Source organism: Micromonospora inositola (assembly GCF_900090285.1).
Taxonomy (GTDB): Bacteria; Actinomycetota; Actinomycetes; order Mycobacteriales; family Micromonosporaceae; genus Micromonospora; species Micromonospora inositola.
The window spans coordinates 4,712,213-4,736,717 of sequence record NZ_LT607754.1 but is presented as its reverse complement, the minus strand read 5'-3'; the positions used below and the strand labels follow the sequence as shown (position 1 = coordinate 4,736,717).

Below are 24,505 nucleotides of genomic sequence, written 5' to 3'. Positions count from 1 at the left end.
GGACGCAGCGAGGCAATGGTCCTCACGATGCCCGTCCTCGGTGAGAGGGTCACCGAGGGTACGGTCACCCGCTGGCTGAAGCAGGTCGGCGACACGGTCGCGGCCAACGAGCCGCTGCTGGAGGTCTCCACCGACAAGGTCGACACGGAAATCCCCGCTCCCACCGCCGGCACCCTGCTGGAGATCAAGGTCGCCGCGCAGGTAACTGTGCCGGCCGGTGCCACGCTTGCAGTGATCGGTGCCCCTCCGCGTGAACTGACGTGACGACCATGGAGAAAGGTCAGACGCGGTCGGTCAGCACCGACAGCCCCTGGCGTAGACACTCCGCGAGACGACCGGCGAGCTGACCGTCGGGGTCGAGGCGGGGGTTGAAGATCGTCACATCCAGGCCGACCGCCTGGCCGCTCGCCATCGCCGTGCGCAGCACGGTCGCCAGCTCGGCCCAGGTCAAGCCTCCGGGCAGGCGGTAGTCCACGGCGGGCATGACGGCGTCGTCGAGGACGTCGACGTCGAGGTGGACCCAGTAGCCGGCGGTTCCACCGGTACCCAGCCACCCGACCGCCTGCCGGGCTGCCGCCGCTGCGCCGGCTTCCCGCACACCATTGAGATCGATCGTGCGTAGTCCCGGCGGCAGCGGCTGCATCCCGGCCTCCGCCGACTCCGCGGAGTCACGGAAGCCGAAGGCGACGACATGTTCGTCCCGCACCAGCGGCCCACGGCCCTCGAGGTCGGTGAGCAGCCGCGGTCCGCGGCCGGTCGCCAGGGCGAGATCCATCGAGGCGGCCTCGCCGTTCGGCTCCGCCGCCGGATGGTAGAAGTCGGTGTGACCGTCGACAAAGAGCAGGCCGTAGCGCCCACGCCGGCGCAGGGCGAGCAGGTTGCCGAGGAGGATGCTGCAGTCACCGCCGAGGACGACCGGAAACGAACCGCGGGCGAGGGCCGCGCCGACCACATCAGCCAGGCTGACGCCGTACTGCGCGATGCCGCGCGGGTTGAGCACCCCCGTTTCGGGGTCCCGGTTCGGATCGTACGGGGGTGGGTCGACCCGGCCGCCCGCCACCGCCCCTGGCAGGTCCCGCAGACCGGCGCCGAGGAGCGCTGCCGGCAGGTCCTCCACGCCGGAGGGCCGCAGCCCCAGCACCGACGGCGCCTCGACGATCGCCAGTTCCCGCACTCGTGACTCCCTCGCCGGCGAGGTGACAACCCCGCACACCGGCCTCGGACCGCCGCGGCCCGCGAGCGGCACCACCGCCCGGCCGGGTCGACCTGGTCGCGCTTGTGAAGCCGGTGCACGCCGACCTGCCGTGACACCTCACCGCACAGCCCCGGATCCCGGTCCCGCCACCAGCCAGCCTAGAACGTTGGTCGTTGCAAGACGGTCGCGTCGGGCGCGGTGCCGTGCACTCCTTGCAACGCAGACTCGGTGAGCGTCACCTCCGCGGACCGCTGCCCGCGTAGCCTCTAGCCATGATCTTCATTACCGCGAAGTTCCGGGTGCTGCCGGGGCACGCCGACCGGTGGCCGCAGATCGCCGAGGAGTTCACCACGGCCACCCGCGCCGAGCCCGGCTGCCTGTGGTTCGACTGGTCCCGCAGCATCGACGACCCGACGGAGTACGTGCTGGTGGAGGCCTTCCGGGACGACGAGGCCGGTGCGGCGCACGTGGGGTCCGAGCACTTCCGCACGGCGCAGCGGACCCTGCCGCCCCACCTCGCCGAGACGCCGCGGATCGTCAACGTGACCGTGCCGCAGGACGACTGGTCCCGGCTCGGCGAGATGGCCGTCCCCGGCAGCGAGTAGCCGGCGGGTCAGTCCTCGGTGGTCGGGCCGAGCAGCCGGATCTCCTCGATGTCGATGGCCGCCTGCACCTCCCGCTGCACGGCGTCGTCGATCTCGTTGCTGTCGCGCAGCCGGGTGATCTCGCGACGCTTGTGTTCGAGCAGCCTGAGCCGCAGTCGTCGGGCGGTCTCGCGTTCCTCCGCCGTCTGGTGGTCTTCGGGGGAGCGGACGTCGTCGAGGTGCTCCTGGTAGTCGCTGCGGAGCCGGTCGACAGCGTCCTGCGAGGCGCCGAGCTCGGCGGCGACCTCCGGCAGGGCGGCCAGCCCGGCCTCGGTGGCGCGGATCCGGGCCGTGCGTACCTCGTCCGCCCGCTCCTCGTCGCCCATCAGCCGCGCCCAGGTGACCACGGCGGGCAGCGTCGTGCCCTGGATCAGCATGGTCAGCACGATGACGGTCACGGTGACGAAGATGATCAGGTCGCGTTCGCGGACGGGCGTGCCGGCGCTGGTCGCCACCGGCACGGCGAGGGCGGCGGCGAGGGAGACGGCGCCGCGGAAGCCCGCCCAGCCGGCGGCGGTGCGTACCCGCCAGTCGAACTGCCGAGCTCGGCGGTCGAATCTCTGCAGGGCGGGGAGGGCGAGGTGCAGCCACCCCAGCCGGGTGACCACGACCACGGCGGTGACCGCCGCCGCGATGCTGAGCGACTGCGTCGGCGAGTGGCTGGTGATGCTGCGCAGCGAGCGCGGGACCTGCATGCCGAGCAGTACGAACAGGCTGCCGTTGATCATGAAGGTGGAGAGGTCCCAGAACGCGAACGCGGTGATCCGGGAGCGGGCCCGGATGACCCGCGGCCCGGCGTAGGAGAGCAGCAGCCCGGCGACCACGACGGCCAGGACGCCGCTGGCGTGCACCGTTTCGGCGAGCAGGAACGCGACGAACGGGGTGAGGATGCTCAGCCCGCCCTCGCGCATCGGGTCGTCGATGTGTGTGCGGATCAGGATGACCGCCCCACCCACGAGCAGGCCGGCGGCGATTCCGCCCGCGGCGGAGCCGACGAACCCGCCGAGCAGGCCGGGCGCGCTGGGCAGGGCGCCGCCGGCGATCACCCCGACGGCGACGGAGAAGAGCACCAGGGCGGTACCGTCGTTGATCAGGCTCTCTGCGCGCAGCGTGGTGAGGATGCCGCGCGGCATCCGTTTGGCCAGCCCGGCGACGGCAGCGGCGTCGGTCGGCGCGAGCACCGCGCCGAGCACCCAGGCCGCCGCCGGCTCGACCCCGAGAGCCTGCGCGGCGTACGAGACGGCGACCGTCGTGAGAACCACCAGGGCCACCGCCAGCAGGGCGATGGTCCGGAAGTTGGCCCGGATCTCGCGGAGGCTGATGACCAGGCTCTCCCGGTAGAGGATCGGGGGCAGGAAGAGCAGCAGCACCACGTCCGGTTCGAGCACCACGTGCCGGAAGGGCGGGAGGAGGCCGAGCAGGGCGCCCATCGAGATGAGCAGGACCGGCGGCGCGACGCTGTACCGGCCGCCGAGCGTGGTGCCGATCAGCACCGTCACGCCCAGCACCGCGATCAGCACGAGCCCGCTCACGCCGTACTCCCGTCATCCGATCGCCGCCGGCGCGGCGACGGAAGGATCAGGTACAGGCCGCCGCCCCAACATGGTGGTACGGCGGGTGCGGAGCGCGCGGTCGAACCGGGTAATTGACGCGGTGGCTACTCGAAGCGCGCGGTGTCTCCGGCCCCGCGGCGCAGGATCTCCGGCTCCGGTCCGGATAGGTCGACCACGGTCGTCGGCTCCAGGCCGCAGTCGCCGGCGTCGACCACGGCGTCGAGCAGGTGGTCGAGCCGTTCCTTGATCTCCCAGCCCTGGGTCATCGCCTCCTCCTCGCCGGGCAGCAGCAGGGTGCTGGAGAGCAGCGGTTCGCCGAGTTCGGTCAGCAGCGCCTGGGTGACGGTGTGTTGCGGCACCCGGACCCCGACGGTGCGTTTGCGCGGCTCCTGCAGCCGACGGGGCACCTCGCTCGTGGCCGGCAGGATGAAGGTGTAGCTGCCCGGAATGCAGGCCTTCACCAGCCGGAAGACCGAGTTGCTGACCTTGACGAACTGGCCGAGCTGGGAGAAGTCCCGGCAGACCAGGGTGAAATGGTGCCGGTCGTCGAGCCGGCGGATCTCCCGGATCCGGTCCAGGCCGCTCCGGTTGCCGAGCTGGCAGCCGAAGGCGTAGCAGGAGTCGGTCGGGTAGGCGATCAGGCCGTCGTCGCGGAGCAGGTCGACGACCTGCCGCAGGACCCGGGGTTGCGGATTGTCCGGATGCACGTCGTAGTACCTCGCCACACCGGTAAGCCTATGCCGCCGCCCGGGCGGGGGCCGGGCCGGCCGGGCGCCGAAAAAGATCTCGGGCGGAGGTTTGATCGACAGCGCGGCTGGAAATGGTGGGGGCCGCTCGAATAGGGGGGACCATTCATGTCCGAAGCCAGCACAGACCACGCCGACCGCCCGGCCGAGGTGACCGACCCGCTGCTGTGGGGCCTGGCCACCGCGGTGGCCGACGCCCACCAGGCCGACGAGGACGGCGCCTGCGTCAGCCCGAGCTGCGTCGGCGCGGCCTGGCCCTGCGCCGCCTGGAACAACGCGCAGGAGGGCATGCGCGCCGCTCAGGCGGCCACCCGCCCAGCCTCGGCGGCGACCACGGGCACCGTCGACCGGGACCCCGCGACTGCCGAGACTGTACGGTCGGCCGCGTCGCACCATACGCAGCCGGCGCCCGCCGCCGGGCGCGACGGGGCGGCGGTGGCGTCCGCCGCCTGAGGCCGTCCCGCCCGGACCCGGGATGCCGCCGCCGGGCGGCGCCTGCGTCCCGGCGGTCGGGGCGTCCCCCGTCGGCGGGTCAGTCCCAGCGCCGGGCGGTCGCCGCGAACGCCGCCGGGTCGCTGGCCACCGGGATGACGCAGAGCAGATGGCCGCTCGGGGCGCGCAGCACGTGACACTCCTGCCACTGCGACACCGGCGTGGCGCCGAGCGCGAGCAGTCGGTCCACCTCGGCCCGGACGTCGTCGGTCTCGATGTCGACGTGGTAGCGCGGCGCGTCGTCGACGGACTGGATCGCGGTGACCAGGTCGGGCACCACCTCCGGCAGGTTGGTGAACTCGGGTTCGTCGGCGTCGTGCCGGGGCGGTGCGCCGAGCGCGGCGGACCAGAAGTCGGTCGCCGACCCGGCGGCGTCCTGCGGCACGTCGATGATCAGAGCGTGGAGCCGGGACCGGTGCATCCGGGGAGTCTATCGACGGAGCCGGCCTGCGGCTCGGCTCAGTCGCCTGCCGTCCGGCTTGCCGCCGCTGGTCGGCCCGTACTCGTCCGGGAACCTCGGTCAGGACGGGTGCAGGTGGAGGCGGCGCGCCTTGCGCCCCGTCTCGTACGCGGCCCGGGCGGCCTGCGCCGCCGCGACGGCCGAGACCTCGGCGACCGGCACGTCCCACCACGCGCCGCCGTCCGGCCCGGCCGCCATCGGGTCCGTCGACACGTGCACGACCGTGGTGCGGTGTGCCGCCTTCGCCGCCTCAAGTCCGGCCCGCAGCTCGGCCATCGTGGTCGCCCGGATCACCACCGCGCCCAGGCTCGCCGCGTTCGCGGCCAGGTCGACCGGCAGCGGCGCACCCGTGCGGTCGCGGTACGCGGTGCCGAGCCGCTGCGCGCCGACGCTCTCCGAGAGCCGGCCGATCGAGGCGAAACCCTGGTTGTCGACCAGCACCACGACCAGCTTCACGCCCTCGGCCACCGCGGTGACCAGTTCGCTCGGCAGCATCAGGTAGGAACCGTCGCCGACCAGCACGAAGACCTCCCGGTCCGGCGCGGCCAGCCTCACCCCGATCCCGCCGGCGATCTCATAGCCCATGCAGGAGTATCCGTACTCGACGTGGTAGGCCTTGGGGTCGGTGCTGCGCCACAGCTTGTGCAGGTCGCCGGGCATCGACCCGGCCGCGCAGACCACGACGCCCCGGGGGCCGGCGGCGTCGTTGACCGCGCCGATGACCGCGGCCTGCGTCGGCGGCGCCTGCGGGTCGGCGTGCCGGGCGCGGTCCACCACGGCCGCCCACCGGGCGCCCAGCTCCGCGACCACCGACCGGTACGCCGGCGGGCTGGCCCAGTCGCCGCAGGCCGCGCCCAGCGCGGTCAGACTCTCCCGCGCGTCGCCGACGACCTGCACGCCGGACAGCTTGGCGGCATCGAAGCCGGTGATGTTGAGGTTGACGAACCGGGCGTCGCCGAACAGGGTGCCGGAGGCGGTGGTGAAGTCGCTGTACCGGGTGCCGACGCCGATCACCACGTCGGCGTTCGCGGCGACCTCGTTGGCCGCGGCGGTGCCGGTGACCCCGACCGCGCCCGCGGCCAGGGGATGGTCGTACGGCAGGGCGCCCTTGCCCGCCTGGGTCTCCACCACCGGTACGCCGTGCCGCTCGACGAAGCCGCGCAGCGCGTCCGTCGCGCCGCTGTAGATGACGCCGCCACCGGCCACCAGCACCGGCCGATAGGCCGCGGTGACGATCCGAGCGGCCCGCCGGACGACCCCCTCGTCGGGGCGGGGGCGCGGCACGTGCCAGGTGCGTTCGGCGAACAGCTCCTCCGGCCAGTCGTACGCCTCGGCCTGCACGTCCTGCGGCAGGGCGAGGGTGACCGCGCCGGTCTCCGCCGGGTCGGTGAGCACCCGCATGGCGGCCAGCAGCGCCGCCGGCAACTGCTCGGGCCGGTTGATCCGGTCCCAGTAGCGGGAGACCGGGCGCAGCGCGTCGGTGACGCTGACGTCGTACGAGCGGGAGTCCTCCAGCTCCTGCAGCACCGGGTTGGCCCGCCGGGTGGCGAAGCTGTCGCCGGGCAGCAGCAGCACTGGCAGCCGGTTGATCGTCGCCCCGGCGGCGCCGGTGACCAGGTTGGTCGCGCCCGGGCCGATGGAGGTGGTGCAGGCCAGGGTGCTGAGCCGGTCGGTCATCCGGGCGTACGCCGCGGCGGTGTGCACCATCCCCTGCTCGTTGCGGCACAACCGGTACGGCAGGTCGACGCCCGCGGCGGCGGCGCCGGCCAGGGCCTCGCCGAGACCGGCGACGTTGCCGTGGCCGAAGATGCCGAAGCAGGCCGGGATCAGTCGGCGGCGCCGGCCGTCGCGTTCGGACCACTGCCGGGCGAGGAAGGCCACCAGGGCCTGCGCCACCGTGAGCCTGCGCTTGGCTTCCTCCCCGCACCTGACGGCGGGGGATTCCCGTGGCTCAGGGTCGTTCATGCCGTAAGCCGTTCGGGTGGTTGGCGCTTCACAGACCGCCCAATGGCGAGGTCTCCACGCCCTGTCACCGCCAGCCCAGCGGCGAGAATGTTCTTGGCTGCATTTACGTCGGCATTCTCCTGGTGCCCGCAGGCGACGCACCGGAAGACCGCTTGGCTCTTGCGGGATTCACGGGCGACATGCTTACAGGCATTGCAGGTCTGCGACGTGCACGCGGGGTGCACCTTCACTACGGTTGCACCGTGGTAGCGGGCTGAGTTTTGCAGGGCGAGCAGAAAGCCTCCCCACCCCTTGGCGAGAATAGCCCTATTCAGGCCCGCCTTTGCCCTAACGTTGCGACCCGGCTGCCGGGACGTGCCCCGATGGGAGCGAATCATCTGAGCGACGCGCAGATCCTCAATCACGACCATCCCGTGACCGCGGACCAGTCTGTTCGCGGTCTGCGCGGCGAAGTCGCTTCGCCGATTGCGGATGCGCGCGTGGAGTCGGAGAAGCTGAGCGCCTATCGCGTCGCGACGCTTGGACCGTCGGTTGCGTCCGTAGCTCTCAACCGACCGGGACCGACCCTGTTGCAGTCGCTTGAGTCGCTTTGCCTCGCCCGGCTTGACGCACTGCTCGTCGTAGCGATCGCCGTCAGAAGTCACCACTGCGACTGCCACGCCGAGGTCAACGCCGACGGCGGGCTTGTGGTTTGGCGCAGCCGCGGCTACGCCGTCCTCAATGCAGAACGAGATGTACCAACGGCCGCCGTCACGGCGGAGGGTTGCGTTGCGGATCGTTCCACCGATCTCACGGGTCCACCGGAAACGAACCGGCCCGAGCTTCGGCAACCGCACCTCACCCCACCTGCGGTTGAGTCGGCGCACTTGGATTTGATTCGGGTCGGGAAACCGGAACGACGGCGCCGTGCGGGACTTGGACCGCCATCGCACACTGAACGTGCCGTGAATCTTGCAAGCCCGCTCCAGGTCCCTGAGAGTCTGCTGCAGCGTGTGCGACGGCGCATCGGCCAGCCAAGCGCAGGTCGGATCGCGCTTCGCCTCAGCCATCTGCCGAGCCTGCTCGACGTAGGTGATCCACACACCGCGCCGCTGGTATTCGCGGCGCTGCTCCAACGCCGTGTTCCACACCGCCCGGCAAATCGCGGCGACCTGTTCGGCGTAGTCGGCTTGCTCCGAAGTGAGAGCCAGCAGGTAACGGCGGCCGGTCAGCATCCAACGGCCCTTCTACTGTTCGGCGTACCGCTTCTCGGTCGTCAGCGGCGCTACGATGATCGTAGTCACGAAGTAGATATTCGTCCACGGCGTCGGCAGGTGGAAGGGAAGAACATTCAGTGCGACCAACCACGCCCGCTCCTTCCCAACGCATTGATGGATGGCACAGCGAAAACGTTCCTGCTCAAGCACAGTGAGACGGGCAGCGGGAGCAGTCTGCAGGCCGCGGTGTAATGCCCGAGGGAAGGGAGCCACGCTAACCCTATTGTCGAGGCCGGGGATCCGCGCCCGACGCAGAGTCATCGTCCGTCCCCCGTCGCGGCCCTGGTCAGCGGCAGCCGCGGGTCGACCCGCTGGTCGGCCCAGCTGCCCCGGATCCAGCCGTGCCGTGGATCGTCCACGCAGGCCATGGTGCGCGTCGGTCCGGGCCCGGCCAGCACGTTGAGGTAGTAGAGGTGGTACCCGGGCGGGGCCATCGACGGGCCGTGGTAGCCGTACGGGACGAGCACCAGGTCGCCGCTGCGCACCTCGGCGAGGACGTCGATCGGCCGCCGGTCGGTGCCGTACACCCGCTGGTAGCCGACCGGGCCGCCGTCGCCCGGCACCGCGCCGGACACCTCGAAGTAGTAGATCTCCTCCAGGGCCGCCTCGACCCGGCCGTCGTCGTGGACCCGGTCGTCCTCGTGCTTGTGCGGCGGGTAGGACGACCAGTTGCCGCCGGGGGTGAGCACCTCGACGGCGACCAGCCGGTCACAGTCGAAGGCCTCCGGGGCGCAGAAGTTGTTGACCTGCCGGCTGGCCGACCCGGCGCCGCGCAGCTCCACCGGCACGTCCCGGGCCGCGCCGTAGCGCGGCGACAGCCGGCGGGTGGCCCGGGCCGCCGGCAGAGCGAAGCGCCCCTCGCCGCGGACCGTCACGGTGGCGTCCCGGGGCAGGTAGGCGAAGTCGGTGACCGCGGCGAAGACCGAGGCGCGCCCGGTGAGCTTCATGCTCAGCCCGTCACAGTGGACGGTGGCGGCGCCGGCCAGCGGCAGCACCAGCATCTCCTCCTCGCCGGTGGCGAAGGTGACCTCGCCGCCGGCGGGCAGGGTGAGCACCCGCAGGCCCGCGTACGTCCAGCCGGCCCGCTCGGGGGTGAGCTCCAGCGCCCAGGGCGGCCGGGCCGTCGTACCCCAGGGCAGGTGCGGTCCGCCGGTCATGCTTCCTGCCGGGTCGGCAGCAGCGAGTGGGCCAGGTCGACCGCGGCGGCCACGTCGTCGTCCGGCGGGTAGAGCAGCGCCCGGCCGACCACCAGCCCGCGGACGCCGGGTTGGCGCAGCGCCCGCTGCCAGCGGGCGTAGACCACGTCGGGGGCCTCCGTCGGGTCGCCGCCGAGCAGCAGGACGGGCAGCGTGGTCGCGGCCATCACCCGGTCCATCTCGTCGATCGCCGGCAGCTTCAACCAGGTGTACGCCGAGGTCGTGCCGAGCGCCTGCCCGATGCTCACACTCTTGATCACCGCCTCGGGCGTCAGGTCGACGTGGACCCGCCCGTCGGTGCGCCCCACCCACATCGGCTCCACCAGCGCCACCGTCCGGTGCGCGGCGAGGGCGCTGACCGCCCGGGCGCAGGCCTGCAGCGTGGAGGCGGTGCCGTGGTCGTCCGGGTCGATCCGGCAGAGCATCTTGCCGCCGTCATAGCCCATCGCGGCGATGCTGTCGGCGTCGTACGCGGTGAACCGGTCGTCCAGCTCGAACGCGGCGCCGAACAGGCCACCGCGGTTCATCGAGCCGATCGCCAGCCGGTCCTCCAGCGCGCCCAGCAGCAGCAGGTCCTCCAGGACGTCCGGGGTGCCGAGCACCCCGTCGACCCCGGGCCGGGACAGCGCGAGCCGCAGCCGGTCGAGCAGGTCGGCCCGCCCGGCCATGGCCATCGGCTGGTCCCGGACGCCGAGGGCGCCGCGGGCCGGGTGGTCGGCGGCGATGAGGAACAGCGGCCGACCATGGTCCGGCCAGGGTCGGCGGGTCCGCCCGGCGGCGGCCTCGGCGATCGCCTGCGGCCGGTGCGCGCGGGTGCGGGTCAGGGCCTCGTACTCGGTGCTCACCGCACCCCCTCAGGAAGCCCGTCCCTCAATGCGGGGAGGAATGCGGGTCCCCGCAGAGTGGGGACGGCAGTTTGTCGTACCCTGCCGCTACGGTTAGAGCCATGACCGCGACGCCGGCTGGTGCAGACAGCGGGCACGCTCGCTACACCTACCGGATTCGGGTGTCCGCCACCGCCCGCGTCGCTCTGCTCGCCGAGTGGGGGCGCTGCCGGTGGGTGTGGAACGAGTGCGTCGCAAAGTCCAAGACGGTGCACCAGCGCAGCAAGGCCCACCCGCAGGACAAGCTGACCTGTGGTCCTGCGCAGCTGGACAAGATGTTGACCGACGCCCGCCGCATCACCCCGTGGCTTGCCGAAGGTGCTAGCGTGCCGCAGCAGCAGATCATCCGTGACTTCGGTAAGTCTCGGTCCAAGGCGCTCAAGGACATCAGGGACAGGCTGCCGATGCGGCGGCGCGCCGGGATGCCGAGGTTCAAGAAGAAGGATCTGTCCGACCCGAGCCTGAACTACACGCGGCGTGGTTTCCGCCTCTGCGACGGGCGGTTGCACCTTGCCGGCGGGATCGTGGTGACGGTCGTGTGGTCCCGGGAGTTGCCCGCGCAGCCCAGCTCGGTGCGCGTCTACCGGGATGGCCTCGGCCACTGGTACGCCTCCTTCGTTGTCCCAGCCCCTTGCGAACCGTTGCCTGCCACGGGCGCGGTGATCGGCGTTGACTGGGGTGTGCGGCAGATCGCGACCACCACTTCCGACGTCCACGATCTTCCCCACCCCAGGCATGGCAAGAAGGCGGCGGGGAAGCTGGCCCGGTATCAGCGGATGATGGCCAGGCGGGAACGGCCGAAGGGCAAGCCCGCCACCCGCGGCTACCGGAAGGCGGCGCGGCAGGCCGCGAAGGTCCACAAGAAGATCGCCCGGCAGCGGCAGGACACCGGCCGTAAGTGGGCGAAGAAGGTTGCCCGTAACCATGATGTGATCGCGGTGGAGGACTTCCGCCCGACGTTCCTCGCGAAGACGTCGATGGCCCGTAAGGCCGCTGACGCGGCGGTCGGTGCGACGAAACGGGCCCTGATCGAGATGGGCCGCAAACACGGCCGCACCGTGCACCTGATCAATCCTGCGCATACCACGATGGATTGCGCGCAGTGCGGAGCGAGAGCCAAGCACGCACTTCCCCTTTCCGAACGTACGTACACATGCACCACGTGTGGGGCTGTCTCACCGAGAGACAAGAACTCCGCCCGTGTCATGCTGGTCCGGGCTGGTCTGTACCCGGCTGGTCTTGATCGCGTAAGACCTGATCGTCCGCAGGGCGACCAGGCAGCGTGAGCCAGGAATCCCCTCCGTTCAGGCAGGGAGCAGTCAACGGTCTCCTTCCGTCGCTGCGGCCGGCTCCACCTGGGCCACCAGCGCCTCGGTCTCGGCCTCGTCGGGCATGGCGGACGAGCAGGCCAGCCGCGACGCGACGATGGCGCCCGCGGCGTTGGCGAAGCGCAGCGTCCGCTCCAGCGGCCAGTCCCGCAGCAGGCCCAGGCAGAGGGCGCCGCCGAAGGCGTCCCCGGCGCCGAGCCCATTGACCACCTCCACCGGCACCGGCGGCACCCGGATCGCCTGCTCGGCGGTGCTGGCCAGCACCCCGTCCGGGCCGAGCTTCACCACGGCCAGCCGCGGCCCACGGTCGAGCAGCAGCCGGGCGGCCCGCTCGGGGTCCCGGGTGCCGACCGCCACCTCCACCTCGTCGAGGTTGCCGACGGCGACCGTGACCCTCGGCAGCGCCTCGGCGTAGGCCGCCGCGGCAGCTGCCGGGTCGGGCCAGAACATCGGCCGGTAGTCGAGGTCCAGCACGGTGTGCGGGCGGCCGTCGCGGGCGGCCAGCGCGGTGGTGTGCGCGTCCCGGCTGGGTCGCTGGCAGAGGCCGGTGCCGGTGATCCAGAAGACCCGGGCGGCCACGATGGCGGCGAGGTCCAGCTCGTCCGGACGGATCTGCAGGTCCGGGGCGGTGGGCATGCGGTAGAACCAGATCGGGAAGTGGTCCGGCGGGAAGATCTCGCAGAAGGTCACCGGGGTGGGCAGCCCGTCGACGGGGCGTACCTGGCTGTCGTCGACGCCGAAGTCCCGCAGTGCCCGGTGCACGTAGTCGGCGAAGGCGTCGGCGCCGGTGCGGGTGACGACCCCGGCGCGCAGCCCGTACCGGGCGGCGGCGACCGCGACGTTGGTGGCACTGCCGCCGAGGAACCTCCCGAAGGTCTCGACCTCGGCCAGCGGCGTGGCGATCTGCAGCGGATAGATGTCCACTCCGACCCGGCCGATGGTGAGCACGTCGAGCATGCGGCGTCCTTTGTCCCGGCCGGCGACGGCGTGACCGCCAGCTCGATCCTGGTCCCTGATTGGTAACAGTGGCCGAGAGTTGTGTCAATGTGTTGTCCTGACATCCAGCAGGCTTGCTCAACGCCCGCTTCGGTACAGTGGCGCCCATCATCGCGCCCCCGACCCCCCGGGCATCCGTGACGAGGAGGTCCCCCGTGACCGGCCCCGAGATCGTGGTCGACCGGAGCAGCCCGGTCCCGCTGTACTTCCAGGTCGCCGAGCAGTTCTCGGCCGCGATCCAGCGCGGCGAGCTGGCGCCCGGCGACCGGCTGGACAGCGAGTTGCAGCTCGCCGACCGGCTGGGACTGTCCCGGCCCACCGTCCGGCAGGCCATCCAGCACCTGGTGGACAAGGGACTGATCGTCCGCCGCCGCGGCGTGGGCACCGAGGTGATCCGCGGCGAGGTGCGTCGCGCGGTGGAACTGACCAGCCTGCACGACGACCTCGCCCGGGCCGGGCGGCAGCCGTCCACCTCGGTGCTCGAACTGGCCACCGTGGTCTGTCCGGCGCAGGTGGCGGCCGCGCTCGGGGTCACCGCCGGCAGCGAGGTGCAGCACCTGCGCCGGCTGCGCTTCGCCGACCGGGAACCCCTCGCGGTACTGGAGAACTGGCTTCCCCTCGACCTGGTCCGGCTCACCCTGGACGGCCTGCAGAGCCGGGGCCTGTACGCGATCCTGCGCGCGGCCGGCCTGCGGGTGCGCGGCGCCCAGCAGCGGATCGGGGCCCGGGCCGCGACGGCGGCGGAGGCGCAGATGCTCGGCGAGCGGCGCGGCGCCCCGCTGCTGACCATGACCCGGACGGCCTACGACGACCAGGGCCGCTACGTCGAGCACGGCGCACACATCTACCGGGCCTCCCGGTACGCGCTGGAGGTGACCGTCGCCGAGCGGTGACGCGCCTGTTTCGGGCTCATTTCAGTGACAGGTATTTACGTCGTCAGGCTGTCATGACATTGTGGCCGACAAGCACCGCCGGCATGGACCTGCGGCCGGCGGGCGACCCGCGAGTCTCTTCGAAGTCACTCCTTGCGAAGGGAACAATCCATGTCACTCACATCGACACGCGTCACGGGCGTGCTCGCCACGCTCACCGCCGTCACCCTCGCCACGACGGCCTGCGGTGGCGGCTCGGAGCCAGCCGGCAAGGACGCCAAGAACATCACCCTCACCATCGCCTCCAACGCGATCGCCGGCGGCAAGAACGCCACCGGCGCCGAGTGGATCGAGAAGTGGGTCATCCCCCGGTTCATCGAGGCCCAGAAGGCCAAGGGCGTCACCGCCAAGGTGTCGTTCGTGCCCAGCGGCGTCGACGACGAGCAGTACAAGACCAAGCTGGCCCTGGACCTGCGGTCCAAGGGCGGCGCCGACGTGGTGTCCGTCGACGGCATCTGGGTCGGCGAGTTCGCCCAGGCCGGCTACCTCAAGCCGCTGTCCGAGGTGGCCGGTGACCAGGCCGACAAGTGGGACGGCTGGTCGCAGATCCCGGAGAGCGTGCAGGGCCTGGGCACGTTCGAGGACAAGCGGTACGGCATCCCGCAGGGCACCGACGGCCGGGTCCTCTACTACAACAAGAAGCTCTTCGCCCAGGCCGGCCTGCCCGCCGACTGGCAGCCGAAGAGCTGGCAGGAGATCCTCGACGCCGGCGCCAAGCTCAAGGCGCTGCCTGGGGTGACCCCGATCCAGCTCAACGCCGGCACGGCGATGGGCGAGGCGACCACCATGCAGGGTGCGCTGCCGCTGATGGTCGGCGCCGGTGGCGAGATCTGGAAGGACGGCAAGTGGGCCGGCGGGAACCAGCCGGTCAAGGACATGCTCGACCTCTACACCAAGATCTACGGTGGCGGCCTGGGTGACCCGAAGCTCCAGCAGGAGGCCAAGGGGCGCGACAAGTCCTTCGAGGAGTTCGCCGCCGGCAAGATCGGCATCCTCGCCGAGGGCGACTACTTCTGGCGCAGCGTCATCAACCCGAAGGACGGCATCGCGAAGATGCCCGACCGGGACAGCACCGTCGGGTACGCGATGATCCCGGCCAAGCAGCCCGGCGCGGGCATCCGGGGGCAGGACTTCGTGAGCATGTCCGGCGGCGGCGTCGACGTGCTGAACCCCCACTCGAAGTACCCGTCGCAGGCCTTCGAACTGCTCGCGTTCATGCACTCGGCCGAGGCCACCAAGGCCCAGCTCGCCGGCGATGCGCGGATCACCTCCCGAATGGACGTCAACAAGGAGGTGCTCGCCGGCGACCCGATGCTGAACTTCGTCGCCGAGAAGGTGCTGCCGCTGACCGCCTACCGGCCGCCGCTGGCGGTCTACCCGCAGGTGTCGGTGGCGCTGCAGGAGGCGACCGCCGCCGCGACGTCGGGCAAGAGCGCCGACGAGGCGGCTGCGGCGTACCAGAAGAAGGTCGAAGGGATCGTCGGTGGTCCAGGTAACGTCTCGTCCTGACGAGACGGTCGGGGGAGAGCGCCCGGTCCCAGGCGCCTCCCCCGCCCCCGACGCCGCCGGGCTGGGCCGGGCCCGCGCCGCCGGGTTCCTCGTCCCGAGCATGGTGCTGATCCTGGTCTTCCTCGTGGTCCCGGCCGCCTGGACGATCTATTTGGGCGTCACCAACTACCGGCTCACCGGGCTGGCCGCGGCCAACCCGGAGATCGTCGGCCTGGACAACTACACCGCCGCCCTCGGTGACGAACGGTTCCGCACATCACTGCTGCTGACCCTGCAGTTCGTGCTCGGCTCGGCGGTGATCGGCCAGGCCGGCCTCGGCTTCGCCATCGCCTTCGCGCTGCGCGACCGGCGGGGCCCGCTGCGCCGGGTGGTCGAGGCGTTCATCCTGCTGTCCTGGATCCTGCCCAGTTCGGTCGTCGCGTTCCTCTGGATCGCTCTGCTCGACCGGGACGCCGGCACGCTCAACGTACTGCTCGGCACGCCCGGCATGGCCTGGCTGCTCGACCACCCGATGCTGTCGATCATAATCTTCAACACCTGGCGGGGCACCGCGTTCTCGATGATGCTCTACGCCGCCGCGCTGGAGAACGTGCCCCGGTCGCACCTGGAGACCGCCCGGCTGGCCGGCGCGTCCACCTGGCAGCAGCTGCGCGACGTGGTGTTCCCCCGGATCCGCGGCCACGTGCTGACCAACCTGCTGCTGATCAGCCTCTGGACGTTCAACGACTTCACGCCGTTCCTGATCACCGCCGGTGGTCCCGAGCAGCGTTCCGAGATCCTGGCGGTCTACGTCTACAAGGTGGCGCTCTCCGGCGGCGAGCTGGGCTTCGGCGCGGCCATCTCGTTCATCATGCTGCTGATCAACCTGGTGATCGCGCTGGTCTACCTGCGCCTGCTGGGCCGGCGGAAGGAGCGGGCATGAGCACCGTGACCACGACGGCGGAGGGCACCGGGACCGACGACAGGTCGACGGCCGCCGTGCGGCACCTGCTGGCCCGGATCGGCCGGTACGTCTTCCTCTGCCTGGTGCTCGCCTTCTTCGCCCTGCCGCTGCTCTGGCTGGCCACCGCGCCGTTCGACGACACCCCGACGATCGGCACCTCGCTACCGGACTTCACCCTCGCCAACTTCCGGGCCTTGCTGGACAACCCGTACGCACTGCCCTCGCTGGTCAACTCGGTCTGGCTGGCCGGCGGCACCGCCGCGCTGGTGGTGGCGTTCGCCGCCCTGGCCGCGTACGCGCTGAGCCGGGTCCGGGTGCCGGGCCGCGACGCGCTGCTCTACGGGCTGCTGCTGCTGTCGTCGATCGTGACCGGCACGGCCACCATGGTGCCGCTGTTCGAACTGGCCGTCCGGGTCCACCTGATCGACTCGCGGCTCGGGGTCATCCTGATCCTCACCGGCGGCCTGCTGCCGGCGGCGATCTTCATCCTCAAGGACTTCATGGACGCCACGCCCACCTCGTACGAGGAGTCGGCGCGGGTCTTCGGCGCCAGCCCGCTGCAGATCATGCGGCACATCGTGGTGCCGCTCGTCCGGCCGGGGCTGGCCACCGTAGGCGTGTGGGCGGTGGCGAACGTGTGGGGCAACTTCCTCGTCCCGTTCCTGCTGCTCGGACCGGACAAGAGGCCCGCCGCCGTGATCATGTACACCCTCTACACCGAGGGCGGCCAGGCCGACCTGCGGCTGCTCTCCACCTTCTCACTGCTCTACTCGCTGCCGGTGGCGCTGATGTTCGTCTTCGTCAGCAGCAGGTACGGATTCCGCTTCCACGGAGGGATCAAGCGCTGATGTCCGCCATCACCCTGCGCGAGCTGACCAAGGTCTACCCCAACGGGGTACGCGCCCTGGACGCCCTCGACCTGGAGATCGCCGACGGCGAGTTCTTCGCCCTGCTCGGCCCCTCCGGCTGCGGCAAGACCACCCTGCTGCGCACCATCGCCGGGCTGGAACTCGCCTCCGCCGGCAGCGTACGCATCGGCGAGCGCGCGGTGACGAACCTGCCGCCCGGCCAGCGGGACGTGGCAATGGTCTTCCAGGACTACGCGCTCTTCCCGCACATGACCGTGCGGGACAACATCGCGTACCCGCTGCGGATCAAGAAGGTCGGCAAGGCCGCCCGGCATGACAAGGCCGCGGCGACCGCCGACGAGCTGGGCCTGTCGGCGCTGCTGGACCGCCGGCCCGGGCAGCTCTCCGGCGGCCAGCAGCAGCGGGTCGCCCTCGCCCGGGCGATGGCCTGCCATCCGCAGGTCTTCCTGCTCGACGAGCCGCTGTCCAACCTGGACGCCCGGCTGCGGCTGGAGGCGCGGACGTTCCTCAAGCGGCTGCAACGCGAGCTGGGCGTCACCACCGTCTTCGTCACCCACGACCAGGCCGAGGCGCTGGCCCTGGCCGACCGGATCGCGGTGATGGAGGGCGGCCGGATCCGGCAGGTCGGCACCCCCACCGAGGTGTTCCGCCGCCCGGCCAACACCTTCGTCGCCGGGTTCATCGGCTCGACCCCGATGAACCTGGTCCCGGCCCGGGTCCACGGCGACGAACTGGCCGTCGCCGGGGTGCGGCTGCCGGTGCCCGAGGACGTCCGCGGCGAGCTGACCGACGGGGAGCAGGTGGTGTACGGGGTCCGGCCCGAATACCTCGACTACTCCCCCGAGCCGGTCCCCGAGGCGCTGACCGGTCAGGTGGTCGTGGTGGAGAACCTCGGGAGCTTCTCCCTGGTGTCGCTGGACGTGCCGGGCGAGGACGACGCGGCGACCAGCGTGCAGGTGGTGGTGCCCGAGGGGCGGGAACCGGATCCCGGCGACACCGGCTGGGTGGTGCCGCGGCCGGGCCGCTCACTGGTCTACCGCGACGGCGAGCTGGTCGGCGGCGAGAAGGCGGCACCGGTGCCGGCGCCGCGTACCGGTGTCGGGGCGGACGCCTGAGAATGGTCACGCACCGGGGCAGGTGGACGCTGCGGGACCGCGCGGAAGGCATCATGCGCGCCCTGCCGATCACCGTCGCGCCGGGCACCGCCGCGCTCACCGTACGACTGGACTACCCGCGCGCAGCGGGCGTGCTGGACCTCGGCTGCGTCGGGCCGGCCGGCTTCCGCGGCTGGTCGGGCGGGGCCCGGGACGGCTTCACCATCGCCGCGGACCGGGCCACCCCTGGCTACCTGCCGGGTGAGCTGGAGCCCGGCGAGTGGCAGGTGCTGCTCCGGCTGCACCGCGTCCCGCCCGAGGGCCTCGATTTCGAGGTCACCGCCACCACCAGCAGCACCCCACCGACGGCGCCGCCCGCACCCGACGCGCCGCCCCGGCCGGAGCGTCCGCCCCGACCGGCGGTCCCCGACGTCGACGGCAGGCGGTGGATCGCGGGTGACCTGCACGCGCACACCGTGCACAGCGACGGCGTGCAGACCATCGACGAGCTGGCCGCCCTCGCCGTCTCCCGAGGCCTGGACTTTCTCGCCGTCACCGATCACAACACGGTCAGCCACCACCCCTGGCTGCCCGGAGCGGCCCGCCGGTACGGGATCACTCTGGTGCCCGGCCAGGAGGTGACCACCGACCGGGGGCACGCCAACGTGTTCGGGCCGGTGGGCTGGATCGACTTCCGGCGACCGGCCGACGAGTGGCTCGGCATGGCCGAGCGCGCGGGCGGGCTGCTGTCGATCAACCACCCGCTCGGCGGGGACTGCGCCTGGCGGCAGCCGGTGACCACCCGCACCCGGCTGGTCGAGGTGTGGCACTCCGGCTGGTGGGACCGCACCTGGGGAGCCCCGCTGGCGTGGGCGCAGGCCTGGCGGCCGAACGTCGTACCCGTCGGGGGCAGCGACTTCCACCGGCCCGACGCGGACGCGCTGCCCGGCGCGCCGACCACCTGGGTGCTCGTCGACGGCGACCCGGCCGACGAGGCGGCGGTACGCGAGGCGCTGGCCGCCGGCCGTACCGCCGTCTCCGCCGGCCCCGACGCTCCCCTGCTGCTGCGGCTCGGCGACGAGCTGCTCGCGGTCGACGCGGACGGCGCGCTGCTCGCCTACCCGGACGGCCGCCACCGGGTGGTCCGCGGCGACCGGTGCCTGCTGCCGGCCGCCGACGGGCTGCACGTCCTGGAGTCCCACCGCATGGAGGTGATCGCACTGTGCAGCTGACCGGACGCACCAGAGTGGCCGGAGCGCCGTGCAACTACGGCATCTACCAGCCGGCCGACCCGATCGTCGGTCCGGATGAGCTGCTGGCCGGGCTGGCCGGGGACGGTTACACCGGCGTGGACTCCGGACCGATCGGCTACCTGGGGACCGGTGAGGTGCTGGCCCGGCGGCTCACCGGGACCGGCGTCGGACTCGCCGGCGGCTGGGTCGACCTGCGCTTCGCCGACCCGGACGGGTTCGCCGACGACCTCGCCCAGCTCGACGCGGCGTTGGACGTGTTCACCGCCGCGCCGGTGGACGATCCCCGCTTCGCGCCCCGACCCACCCTCGCCTGTCCCGGCAACCCGGCCCGGATGGCCCGCCCCGGCACCCCGCCGGACCTGGCCTCCGCGCTGCCGGCCAGCGCCTGGCCGGGCTTCGCCGCCCGGGTGCAGCAGGCCGTCGACCGGTGCCGGCACCGCGGCCTGGAACCGGTGTTCCACTACCACCTGGGCACCGACGTGGAGACCGAGGCGGAGGCCGACCGGCTGCTGGAACTGACCGACGTCGCGGTCTGCCTGGACACCGGACACCTGCTGCTCGCCGGCGGTGACCCGGTCGCGGCCGTCCACAAGTGGTCCGGCCGGATCTCCCAGGTGCACCTCAAGGACGCCGACCTGGCCGCGCACCGGCGGGTCCGCGACGCCGGGGGCGGCCTGGCCGAGGTGGTCGCCGCCGGCGGCTTCTGTGCCCTGGGCAGCGGCGACGTCGACCTCGCCGGGGTGCTGCGCGGCCTCGACGAGATCGGCTACGCCGGCTGGCTGGTGATCGAGCAGGACGCGCCGGAGCAGGGCCAGGACCTGGACCGGATCCGCGCCGACCAGCACGGCAACCGGCGGTGGCTGGCGGAGGCGTTGCAATGAGCGAGGCGGGCAAGCGGGTCAGGATCGCGGTCGCCGGGCTGGGCGTCATCGCCCGTACCGTGCACCTGCCGCTGCTGCGCCGACGGGCCGACCTGTTCGACATCGTCGCGCTCAGCGACCTGTCCCCGTCCCGGCTGGCCGAACTCGGCGACCGGTACGGGGTCGAGCCGGCCCGGCGGTACGCGAACGCGGCGAGCATGCTGGCCGGCGGCGGCTGCGACGCGGTGCTGCTGGCGACCTCCGGCTCGCACGGCGACCTCGCCGCCGCGGCGCTGGACCGGGGACTGCCGGTGCTCTGCGAGAAGCCGCTCGCCTGGACCCTCGCCGAGGCGGACCGGCTGACCGGCGCCGGCACGGCACCGCTGATGGTCGGCTACATGAAGCAGTACGACCCGGCGGTGGCCGAGGCCGCCCGGCTGCTCGACGAGCTCGGCGGCCCGGCCGCGGTGCACGCGGTCGAGGTCACGGTCCTGCACGCCGCCGGGGACCAGCAGCTGGCGTTCGCCAACCTGCCACCCGCGCCACGGGACGTGCCGGCCGCGGAGCTGGCCCGCCTGCAGGACGCCGACGAGCGGCTGCTCGACGCGGCGGTCGGCGGGGACGCCGGAGCACGCACCCTCTACCAGATCCTGATCAACAGCGTTTCGCACGACCTGTCCCTGCTGCGGCTGTTCACCGGCGCGCCGGCCACGGTCGACCACGTCGCGACCTGGCCGCTGGCGCCCGACGGGCCGGCCGAGCCGTCGGTGGAGATCGCCGGCCGGCTGCCCGCCGGCGGCCGGTACGGCATCCGGTGGCTCAACCTGCCGGACTGCCCGGCCTACCGGGAAACGGTGACGCTGCACCACGCCCGGGGCGCGCTGGAGCTCGTGTTCCCGTCGCCGTACCTGCTCAACGCGCCGACCACCCTGACCGCGGTGGACCGGCACGGCGACGGCGAGCGGCGGACCGTGTTCCGGTCGGTGACCGAGGCCTTCGAACAGGAACTGGTCGCCTTCCACGCGATGGTGACCGCGGCCGCGCGCCCGCTGACCGGCCTCGCCGAGGGCGCGGCCGACCTACGGACCAGCCAACAGGTGGTACGCCGCTACGGGGAGCTGACCGGGGCGGCGATCGGCGGAGAGGCGGCGAGCTGATGGACCGACCGACCGAGATCATCGTGGTGCCGCACACCCACTGGGACCGGGAGTGGTACGAGCCGTTCCAGCGGTTCCGGCTGCGGCTGGTGGCCCTGCTCGACGAGGTGTTCGACCGGATGGCGCACGACGAGCGCCAGCGGTTCACCCTGGACGGGCAGCTCGCGGCGGTCGACGACTACCTGGAGGTCCGGCCCGAGCGCCGGGAGCAGGTGGTCGCGCTGGTGCGGGCCGGGCGGCTGGCCGTCGGGCCGTGGCAGATCCTGCTCGACGAGTTCCTGTGCTCCGGGGAGAACATCGTCCGCAACCTGGAACGCGGGCTTGCCCGCAGCGCGGCACTGGGCGGGGCGATGCCCGTCGGCTACCTGCCCGACATGTTCGGCCACATCGCACAGATGCCGCAGCTCCTGGCCGGGGCCGGGCTGGCCCACGCCTGTGTGTTCCGGGGCGTACCGGACCGGATGCGGTCCCACGCCTTCGCCTGGCAGGCACCGGACGGCACCGCGGTGCGCACCGAGTACCTGCCCGGCGGCTACGGCAACGCGGCCGGGCTGATGGACGACCCGCGCCTGGTCACCCGCCGGGCGACCGACCTGGCCGAACGGCTGCGCGGCTGGCGTCCCGACGGCGACGACACCCCGATCCTGGCGATGTACGGCGCCGATCACGCCGCGCCCGCGCCGGACGCCCCGGACGTCCTCGCCGCCGCCGGCGTCGACGGGGTGCACCTGCGGCTCGGCACGCTCGCGGAGTACTTCGCCGCCCAACCGACCACGGTGGACGGGCTGCCCACCGTCGCCGGCGAGCTGCGCTCACACGCCCGGGCCAACATCCTGCCCGGCGTGATCTCCGTACGCGCCCACCTGAAGCAGGCGATGGGCCGCGCCGAGCGGCGGGTCGAGCGGTACGCCGAACCCCTCGCCGCGCTCTACCACGACCCGTCCGTGCAACGGTTCCTGGACATGGCCTGGGCCCGGCTGATCGACGCGAGCTGCCACGACTCGGTGACCGGGTGCGGCTGCGACGAGACCGCCGAGCAGGTGGCCGCCCGGCTGGCCGAGGCGGACCAGCTCGGCCGGGCGGTCTGCGACCTGGTGGGGGCCCGGCTGGCCGGCCCGGTGCCGCGCGACGGGCACCTGCTGTTCAACCCGACCCCGGCGACCCGGACCGCCCTGGTCCGCCTGGACGTCGAGGCGCCCGCGGACGGGGCGGTCGGGCTGGTCGACGCCGACGGCACCGTCGCCCCCGCCCAGGTCCTCGACCGGGCCCGGACGCTGCTCGCCGACGACCTGGTGCCGGCGGCCGAACTGCCGGCGGTGCTCACCCGGGTGCACGGGCGCGAGCTGTACGGGCAGGAGATCACGGCTTGGTCGGTGTCGCCCGACGACGCCACCCTCACCTTCGAGGTGGCCGCGCACGGCGACCCGGCCTTCGACGTCGAGGACGTGCGGCTGGCGCTCGCCGCCGCGGGCGGCCCGGACCGGTGGCGGGTGCGGATCGTCGCCGCCCCGCGGCTGACCGTCGCCGCGCTGGTCGAGGTGCCGGCGCTCGGTCTCGCCGCGGTACGCCCGGTGGCCGTGCCCCGGGGCGGCCCCACGGCACGGGTGAACGGCGCCGCGCCGGGGCCGGAGGCGGCAGCGGCGCCGTCGGCGGGTCCGGCGCCCGTGACGGTGGTCGACCGGACCGTCGACAACGGTCTGCTCCGGGTCGAGGTGGCGGAGGACGGCACGCTGCGGCTGTCCACACCCGACGGGCTGAGCGTGGACGGGGTGGCGCGGATCGTCGACGGCGGTGACGTCGGCGACAGCTACAACTATGCCCCGCCGGCCGCGGACGAGCTGGTCGACAAGCCGCGCGCGGTGCGGACCGTGGTGGTGCACGACGGTCCCGTGGTCGCGGTCCTCGACGTGGTCCGCGAGTACCGCTGGCCGGTCGGCGCCGACGTGGGCGCGGGATCGCGCCGGGTCGACCGGGAGCCGGTCACCGTGACCACCCGGGTGGAGCTGCGGGCCGGGGAGCCCTTCGCCCGGCTGCGGCTGAGCTTCGACAACCGCTGCGACGACCACCGGGTCCGCCTGCACCTGCCGCTGCCGGCACCGGCCCGGTCGTCGTACGCGGAGGGTCAGTTCGCGGTCGTCGAGCGCGGGTTGACCGCCGAGGGCGGCGGCGGTGAGGTGCCGCTGCCGACGTTCCCCGCCTCCGGGTTCGTCGCCACCGGGGGCGCCGAGGGGTCGCTCGCCGTCCTGCTGACCCAGCCGACCGAGTACGAGCTGACCGACTCCGGCCGGGAACTGGCGATCACCGTGCTGCGCGCGATCGGGATGCTGTCCCGCAACCGGCACGCGCTGCGGGACGAACCCGCCGGCCCGCAGCTGCCCACGCCGCTGGCCCAGTGCCGCGGCGGGCGCAGCGTCGAGCTGGCGGTGCTGCCGTTCCGGGGCGACTGGGACTCCGCCGGGGTCCTGGCGGCGGCCGAGGCGTACCGGCACGAGCTGCTCGTCTTCCCGGGCAGCGGCGAACCCTCCGCCGGGCTGCCGGCGCCGGTCACCGGGCTGACGGTGAACGGGGACGGCGTCGCGCTGACCAGCGTCCGGGACCGGGGCGGCCGGGTCGAGCTGCGGGTGGTGGCGACCCGCGACACCACCGCCGTCATCGGGGCCGGCCGCGGCGTACGCGGCGCGTGCCGGGCCGACCTGATCGGCCGAGCGGGCGAGCCGCTGCCGGTCGACGGCGACGGGCGGGTCCGGCTGCCGGTCCGGGCGTGGGAGATAGCCACGATCCAGCTCGACCTGGCCGGCTGAGGCTTCTCCTGGTCGGGCGGTCACGGCGACCGCCCGACCCTCAGGTCGCCTGGGTGACGGCCGATACCCGGGCCGGCGGGGTCAGCCCGGCTGTCAGGTCGCCGGGGGTGACCGCCCGCAGCCAGGCCTGGGCGATCAGCGCGAAGGGTTCGACGAGCACGATGCGCGCGCCCAGCCGCCGGGTCCGCTCGAGGACGTGCCGGTAGTCGTGGGTGTACTCCACGACGCTGGTCGGGTCGTCATGGGTGTACCGCCATCAGGTGTCGTTGATGCCGATCAGCACCGACACCACCTGCGGGTTGAGGGCCAGGCAGTCGGTCTCCCCAGCGGGCGCGCAGGTCGCGTAACCGGTCGCCGCTTACGCCGCGGTTG

Annotated in this window: 22 protein-coding genes and 1 pseudogene; 13 read left to right on the top strand and 10 right to left on the bottom strand. The window is 72.8% G+C overall.

From position 1 onward, the window contains the following. Positions 1–18: 18 nt before the first annotated feature. Positions 19–240 (top strand): annotated as a pseudogene (locus GA0070613_RS32815) (biotin/lipoyl-containing protein); the annotation flags it as partial. Between the two features lie 40 nt (positions 241–280). Here GA0070613_RS32815 and GA0070613_RS22540 read toward each other — a convergent pair. Further along, complete coding sequence (locus GA0070613_RS22540; protein ID WP_089014111.1) at positions 281–1,174, bottom strand: arginase family protein; 894 nt, start codon at positions 1,172–1,174, stop codon at positions 281–283. A gap of 293 nt (positions 1,175–1,467) precedes the next feature. Between GA0070613_RS22540 and GA0070613_RS22535 the strand changes: the two genes are divergently transcribed. Beyond that, entirely contained in the window at positions 1,468–1,800 is a 333-nt protein-coding gene (locus GA0070613_RS22535; protein WP_089014110.1) for a putative quinol monooxygenase, read from the top strand. An 8-nt stretch (positions 1,801–1,808) separates the two neighbouring features. Here GA0070613_RS22535 and GA0070613_RS22530 read toward each other — a convergent pair whose 3' ends face one another. Beyond that, positions 1,809–3,371 carry a Na+/H+ antiporter gene (locus tag GA0070613_RS22530; protein WP_172875876.1) on the bottom strand — a complete coding sequence of 521 codons (1,563 nt, stop codon included), beginning with the start codon at positions 3,369–3,371 and terminating at the stop codon, positions 1,809–1,811. Between the two features lie 125 nt (positions 3,372–3,496). Next, positions 3,497–4,117 carry an L-threonylcarbamoyladenylate synthase gene (locus GA0070613_RS22525; protein ID WP_089014109.1) on the bottom strand — a complete coding sequence of 207 codons (621 nt, stop codon included), beginning with the start codon at positions 4,115–4,117 and terminating at the stop codon, positions 3,497–3,499. A 129-nt stretch (positions 4,118–4,246) separates the two neighbouring features. Between GA0070613_RS22525 and GA0070613_RS22520 the strand changes: the two genes are divergently transcribed. Then, a complete protein-coding gene (locus GA0070613_RS22520) occupies positions 4,247–4,591 on the top strand; it encodes a hypothetical protein (RefSeq protein ID WP_089014108.1) in 345 nt (114 codons plus the stop codon). 79 nt (positions 4,592–4,670) lie between these two features. Here the strand turns inward: GA0070613_RS22520 and GA0070613_RS22515 are convergent, their stop codons facing one another. The 5 genes from GA0070613_RS22515 to GA0070613_RS22495 form a co-directional block, all read right to left on the bottom strand. Beyond that, positions 4,671–5,051 carry a VOC family protein gene (locus GA0070613_RS22515; protein WP_089014107.1) on the bottom strand — a complete coding sequence of 127 codons (381 nt, stop codon included), beginning with the start codon at positions 5,049–5,051 and terminating at the stop codon, positions 4,671–4,673. Positions 5,052–5,150: 99 nt separating this feature from the next. Continuing rightward, positions 5,151–6,986, bottom strand: coding sequence for a 3D-(3,5/4)-trihydroxycyclohexane-1,2-dione acylhydrolase (decyclizing) (gene iolD, locus GA0070613_RS22510; protein WP_231929374.1), 1,836 nt, complete (start codon positions 6,984–6,986; stop codon positions 5,151–5,153). A gap of 65 nt (positions 6,987–7,051) precedes the next feature. Further along, positions 7,052–8,269 carry an RNA-guided endonuclease InsQ/TnpB family protein gene (locus GA0070613_RS22505; RefSeq protein ID WP_089014105.1) on the bottom strand — a complete coding sequence of 406 codons (1,218 nt, stop codon included), beginning with the start codon at positions 8,267–8,269 and terminating at the stop codon, positions 7,052–7,054. Between the two features lie 299 nt (positions 8,270–8,568). Next, positions 8,569–9,468, bottom strand: a complete 900-nt coding sequence (iolB, locus tag GA0070613_RS22500) for a 5-deoxy-glucuronate isomerase (RefSeq protein WP_089014104.1) — start codon at positions 9,466–9,468, stop codon at positions 8,569–8,571. Continuing rightward, positions 9,465–10,352: a Cgl0159 family (beta/alpha)8-fold protein gene (locus GA0070613_RS22495; protein WP_089014103.1), complete on the bottom strand. Its 888-nt coding sequence runs from the start codon at positions 10,350–10,352 to the stop codon at positions 9,465–9,467. Before GA0070613_RS22495 ends, iolB begins: the two co-directional genes overlap by 4 nt. Before the next feature lie 101 nt (positions 10,353–10,453). Between GA0070613_RS22495 and GA0070613_RS22490 the strand changes: the two genes are divergently transcribed. Then, complete coding sequence (locus GA0070613_RS22490; RefSeq protein WP_089014102.1) at positions 10,454–11,677, top strand: RNA-guided endonuclease InsQ/TnpB family protein; 1,224 nt, start codon at positions 10,454–10,456, stop codon at positions 11,675–11,677. A gap of 33 nt (positions 11,678–11,710) precedes the next feature. On the opposite strand, the gene iolC is transcribed toward GA0070613_RS22490, so the two are convergent. Next, on the bottom strand, positions 11,711–12,676 hold the full coding sequence (gene iolC, locus GA0070613_RS22485; RefSeq protein ID WP_089014101.1) for a 5-dehydro-2-deoxygluconokinase: 966 nt from the start codon (positions 12,674–12,676) through the stop codon (positions 11,711–11,713). 194 nt (positions 12,677–12,870) lie between these two features. Between iolC and GA0070613_RS22480 the strand changes: the two genes are divergently transcribed. The 9 genes from GA0070613_RS22480 (at position 12,871) to GA0070613_RS22440 (ending at position 24,133) form a co-directional block, all read left to right on the top strand. Next, positions 12,871–13,608 carry a GntR family transcriptional regulator gene (locus GA0070613_RS22480; RefSeq protein WP_089014100.1) on the top strand — a complete coding sequence of 246 codons (738 nt, stop codon included), beginning with the start codon at positions 12,871–12,873 and terminating at the stop codon, positions 13,606–13,608. Between the two features lie 150 nt (positions 13,609–13,758). Beyond that, positions 13,759–15,156 (top strand): extracellular solute-binding protein, encoded by a 1,398-nt coding sequence (locus GA0070613_RS22475; RefSeq protein ID WP_089014099.1) that lies wholly within the window; start codon positions 13,759–13,761, stop codon positions 15,154–15,156. Next, positions 15,131–16,078, top strand: coding sequence for a carbohydrate ABC transporter permease (locus GA0070613_RS22470; protein WP_197698953.1), 948 nt, complete (start codon positions 15,131–15,133; stop codon positions 16,076–16,078). Before GA0070613_RS22475 ends, GA0070613_RS22470 begins: the two co-directional genes overlap by 26 nt. Continuing rightward, positions 16,075–16,947, top strand: coding sequence for a carbohydrate ABC transporter permease (locus tag GA0070613_RS22465; protein WP_089014097.1), 873 nt, complete (start codon positions 16,075–16,077; stop codon positions 16,945–16,947). Before GA0070613_RS22470 ends, GA0070613_RS22465 begins: the two co-directional genes overlap by 4 nt. Beyond that, positions 16,947–18,083 (top strand): ABC transporter ATP-binding protein, encoded by a 1,137-nt coding sequence (locus GA0070613_RS22460; protein WP_089014096.1) that lies wholly within the window; start codon positions 16,947–16,949, stop codon positions 18,081–18,083. Before GA0070613_RS22465 ends, GA0070613_RS22460 begins: the two co-directional genes overlap by 1 nt. Before the next feature lie 53 nt (positions 18,084–18,136). Continuing rightward, positions 18,137–19,294 (top strand): CehA/McbA family metallohydrolase, encoded by a 1,158-nt coding sequence (locus GA0070613_RS22455; RefSeq protein ID WP_197698952.1) that lies wholly within the window; start codon positions 18,137–18,139, stop codon positions 19,292–19,294. Further along, complete coding sequence (locus GA0070613_RS22450; protein WP_197698951.1) at positions 19,285–20,196, top strand: sugar phosphate isomerase/epimerase family protein; 912 nt, start codon at positions 19,285–19,287, stop codon at positions 20,194–20,196. Before GA0070613_RS22455 ends, GA0070613_RS22450 begins: the two co-directional genes overlap by 10 nt. After that, on the top strand, positions 20,193–21,332 hold the full coding sequence (locus GA0070613_RS22445) for a Gfo/Idh/MocA family protein (protein ID WP_089014094.1): 1,140 nt from the start codon (positions 20,193–20,195) through the stop codon (positions 21,330–21,332). The genes GA0070613_RS22450 and GA0070613_RS22445 overlap by 4 nt, the downstream gene beginning before the upstream one ends. After that, positions 21,332–24,133, top strand: coding sequence for a glycoside hydrolase family 38 N-terminal domain-containing protein (locus tag GA0070613_RS22440; RefSeq protein WP_089014093.1), 2,802 nt, complete (start codon positions 21,332–21,334; stop codon positions 24,131–24,133). Before GA0070613_RS22445 ends, GA0070613_RS22440 begins: the two co-directional genes overlap by 1 nt. A gap of 40 nt (positions 24,134–24,173) precedes the next feature. On the opposite strand, the gene GA0070613_RS22435 is transcribed toward GA0070613_RS22440, so the two are convergent. Further along, the gene (locus GA0070613_RS22435) at positions 24,174–24,356 is read right to left on the bottom strand and encodes a hypothetical protein (protein WP_089014092.1); all 183 of its coding nucleotides are present in this window, start codon (positions 24,354–24,356) and stop codon (positions 24,174–24,176) included. Between the last annotated feature and the right edge of the window lie 149 nt (positions 24,357–24,505).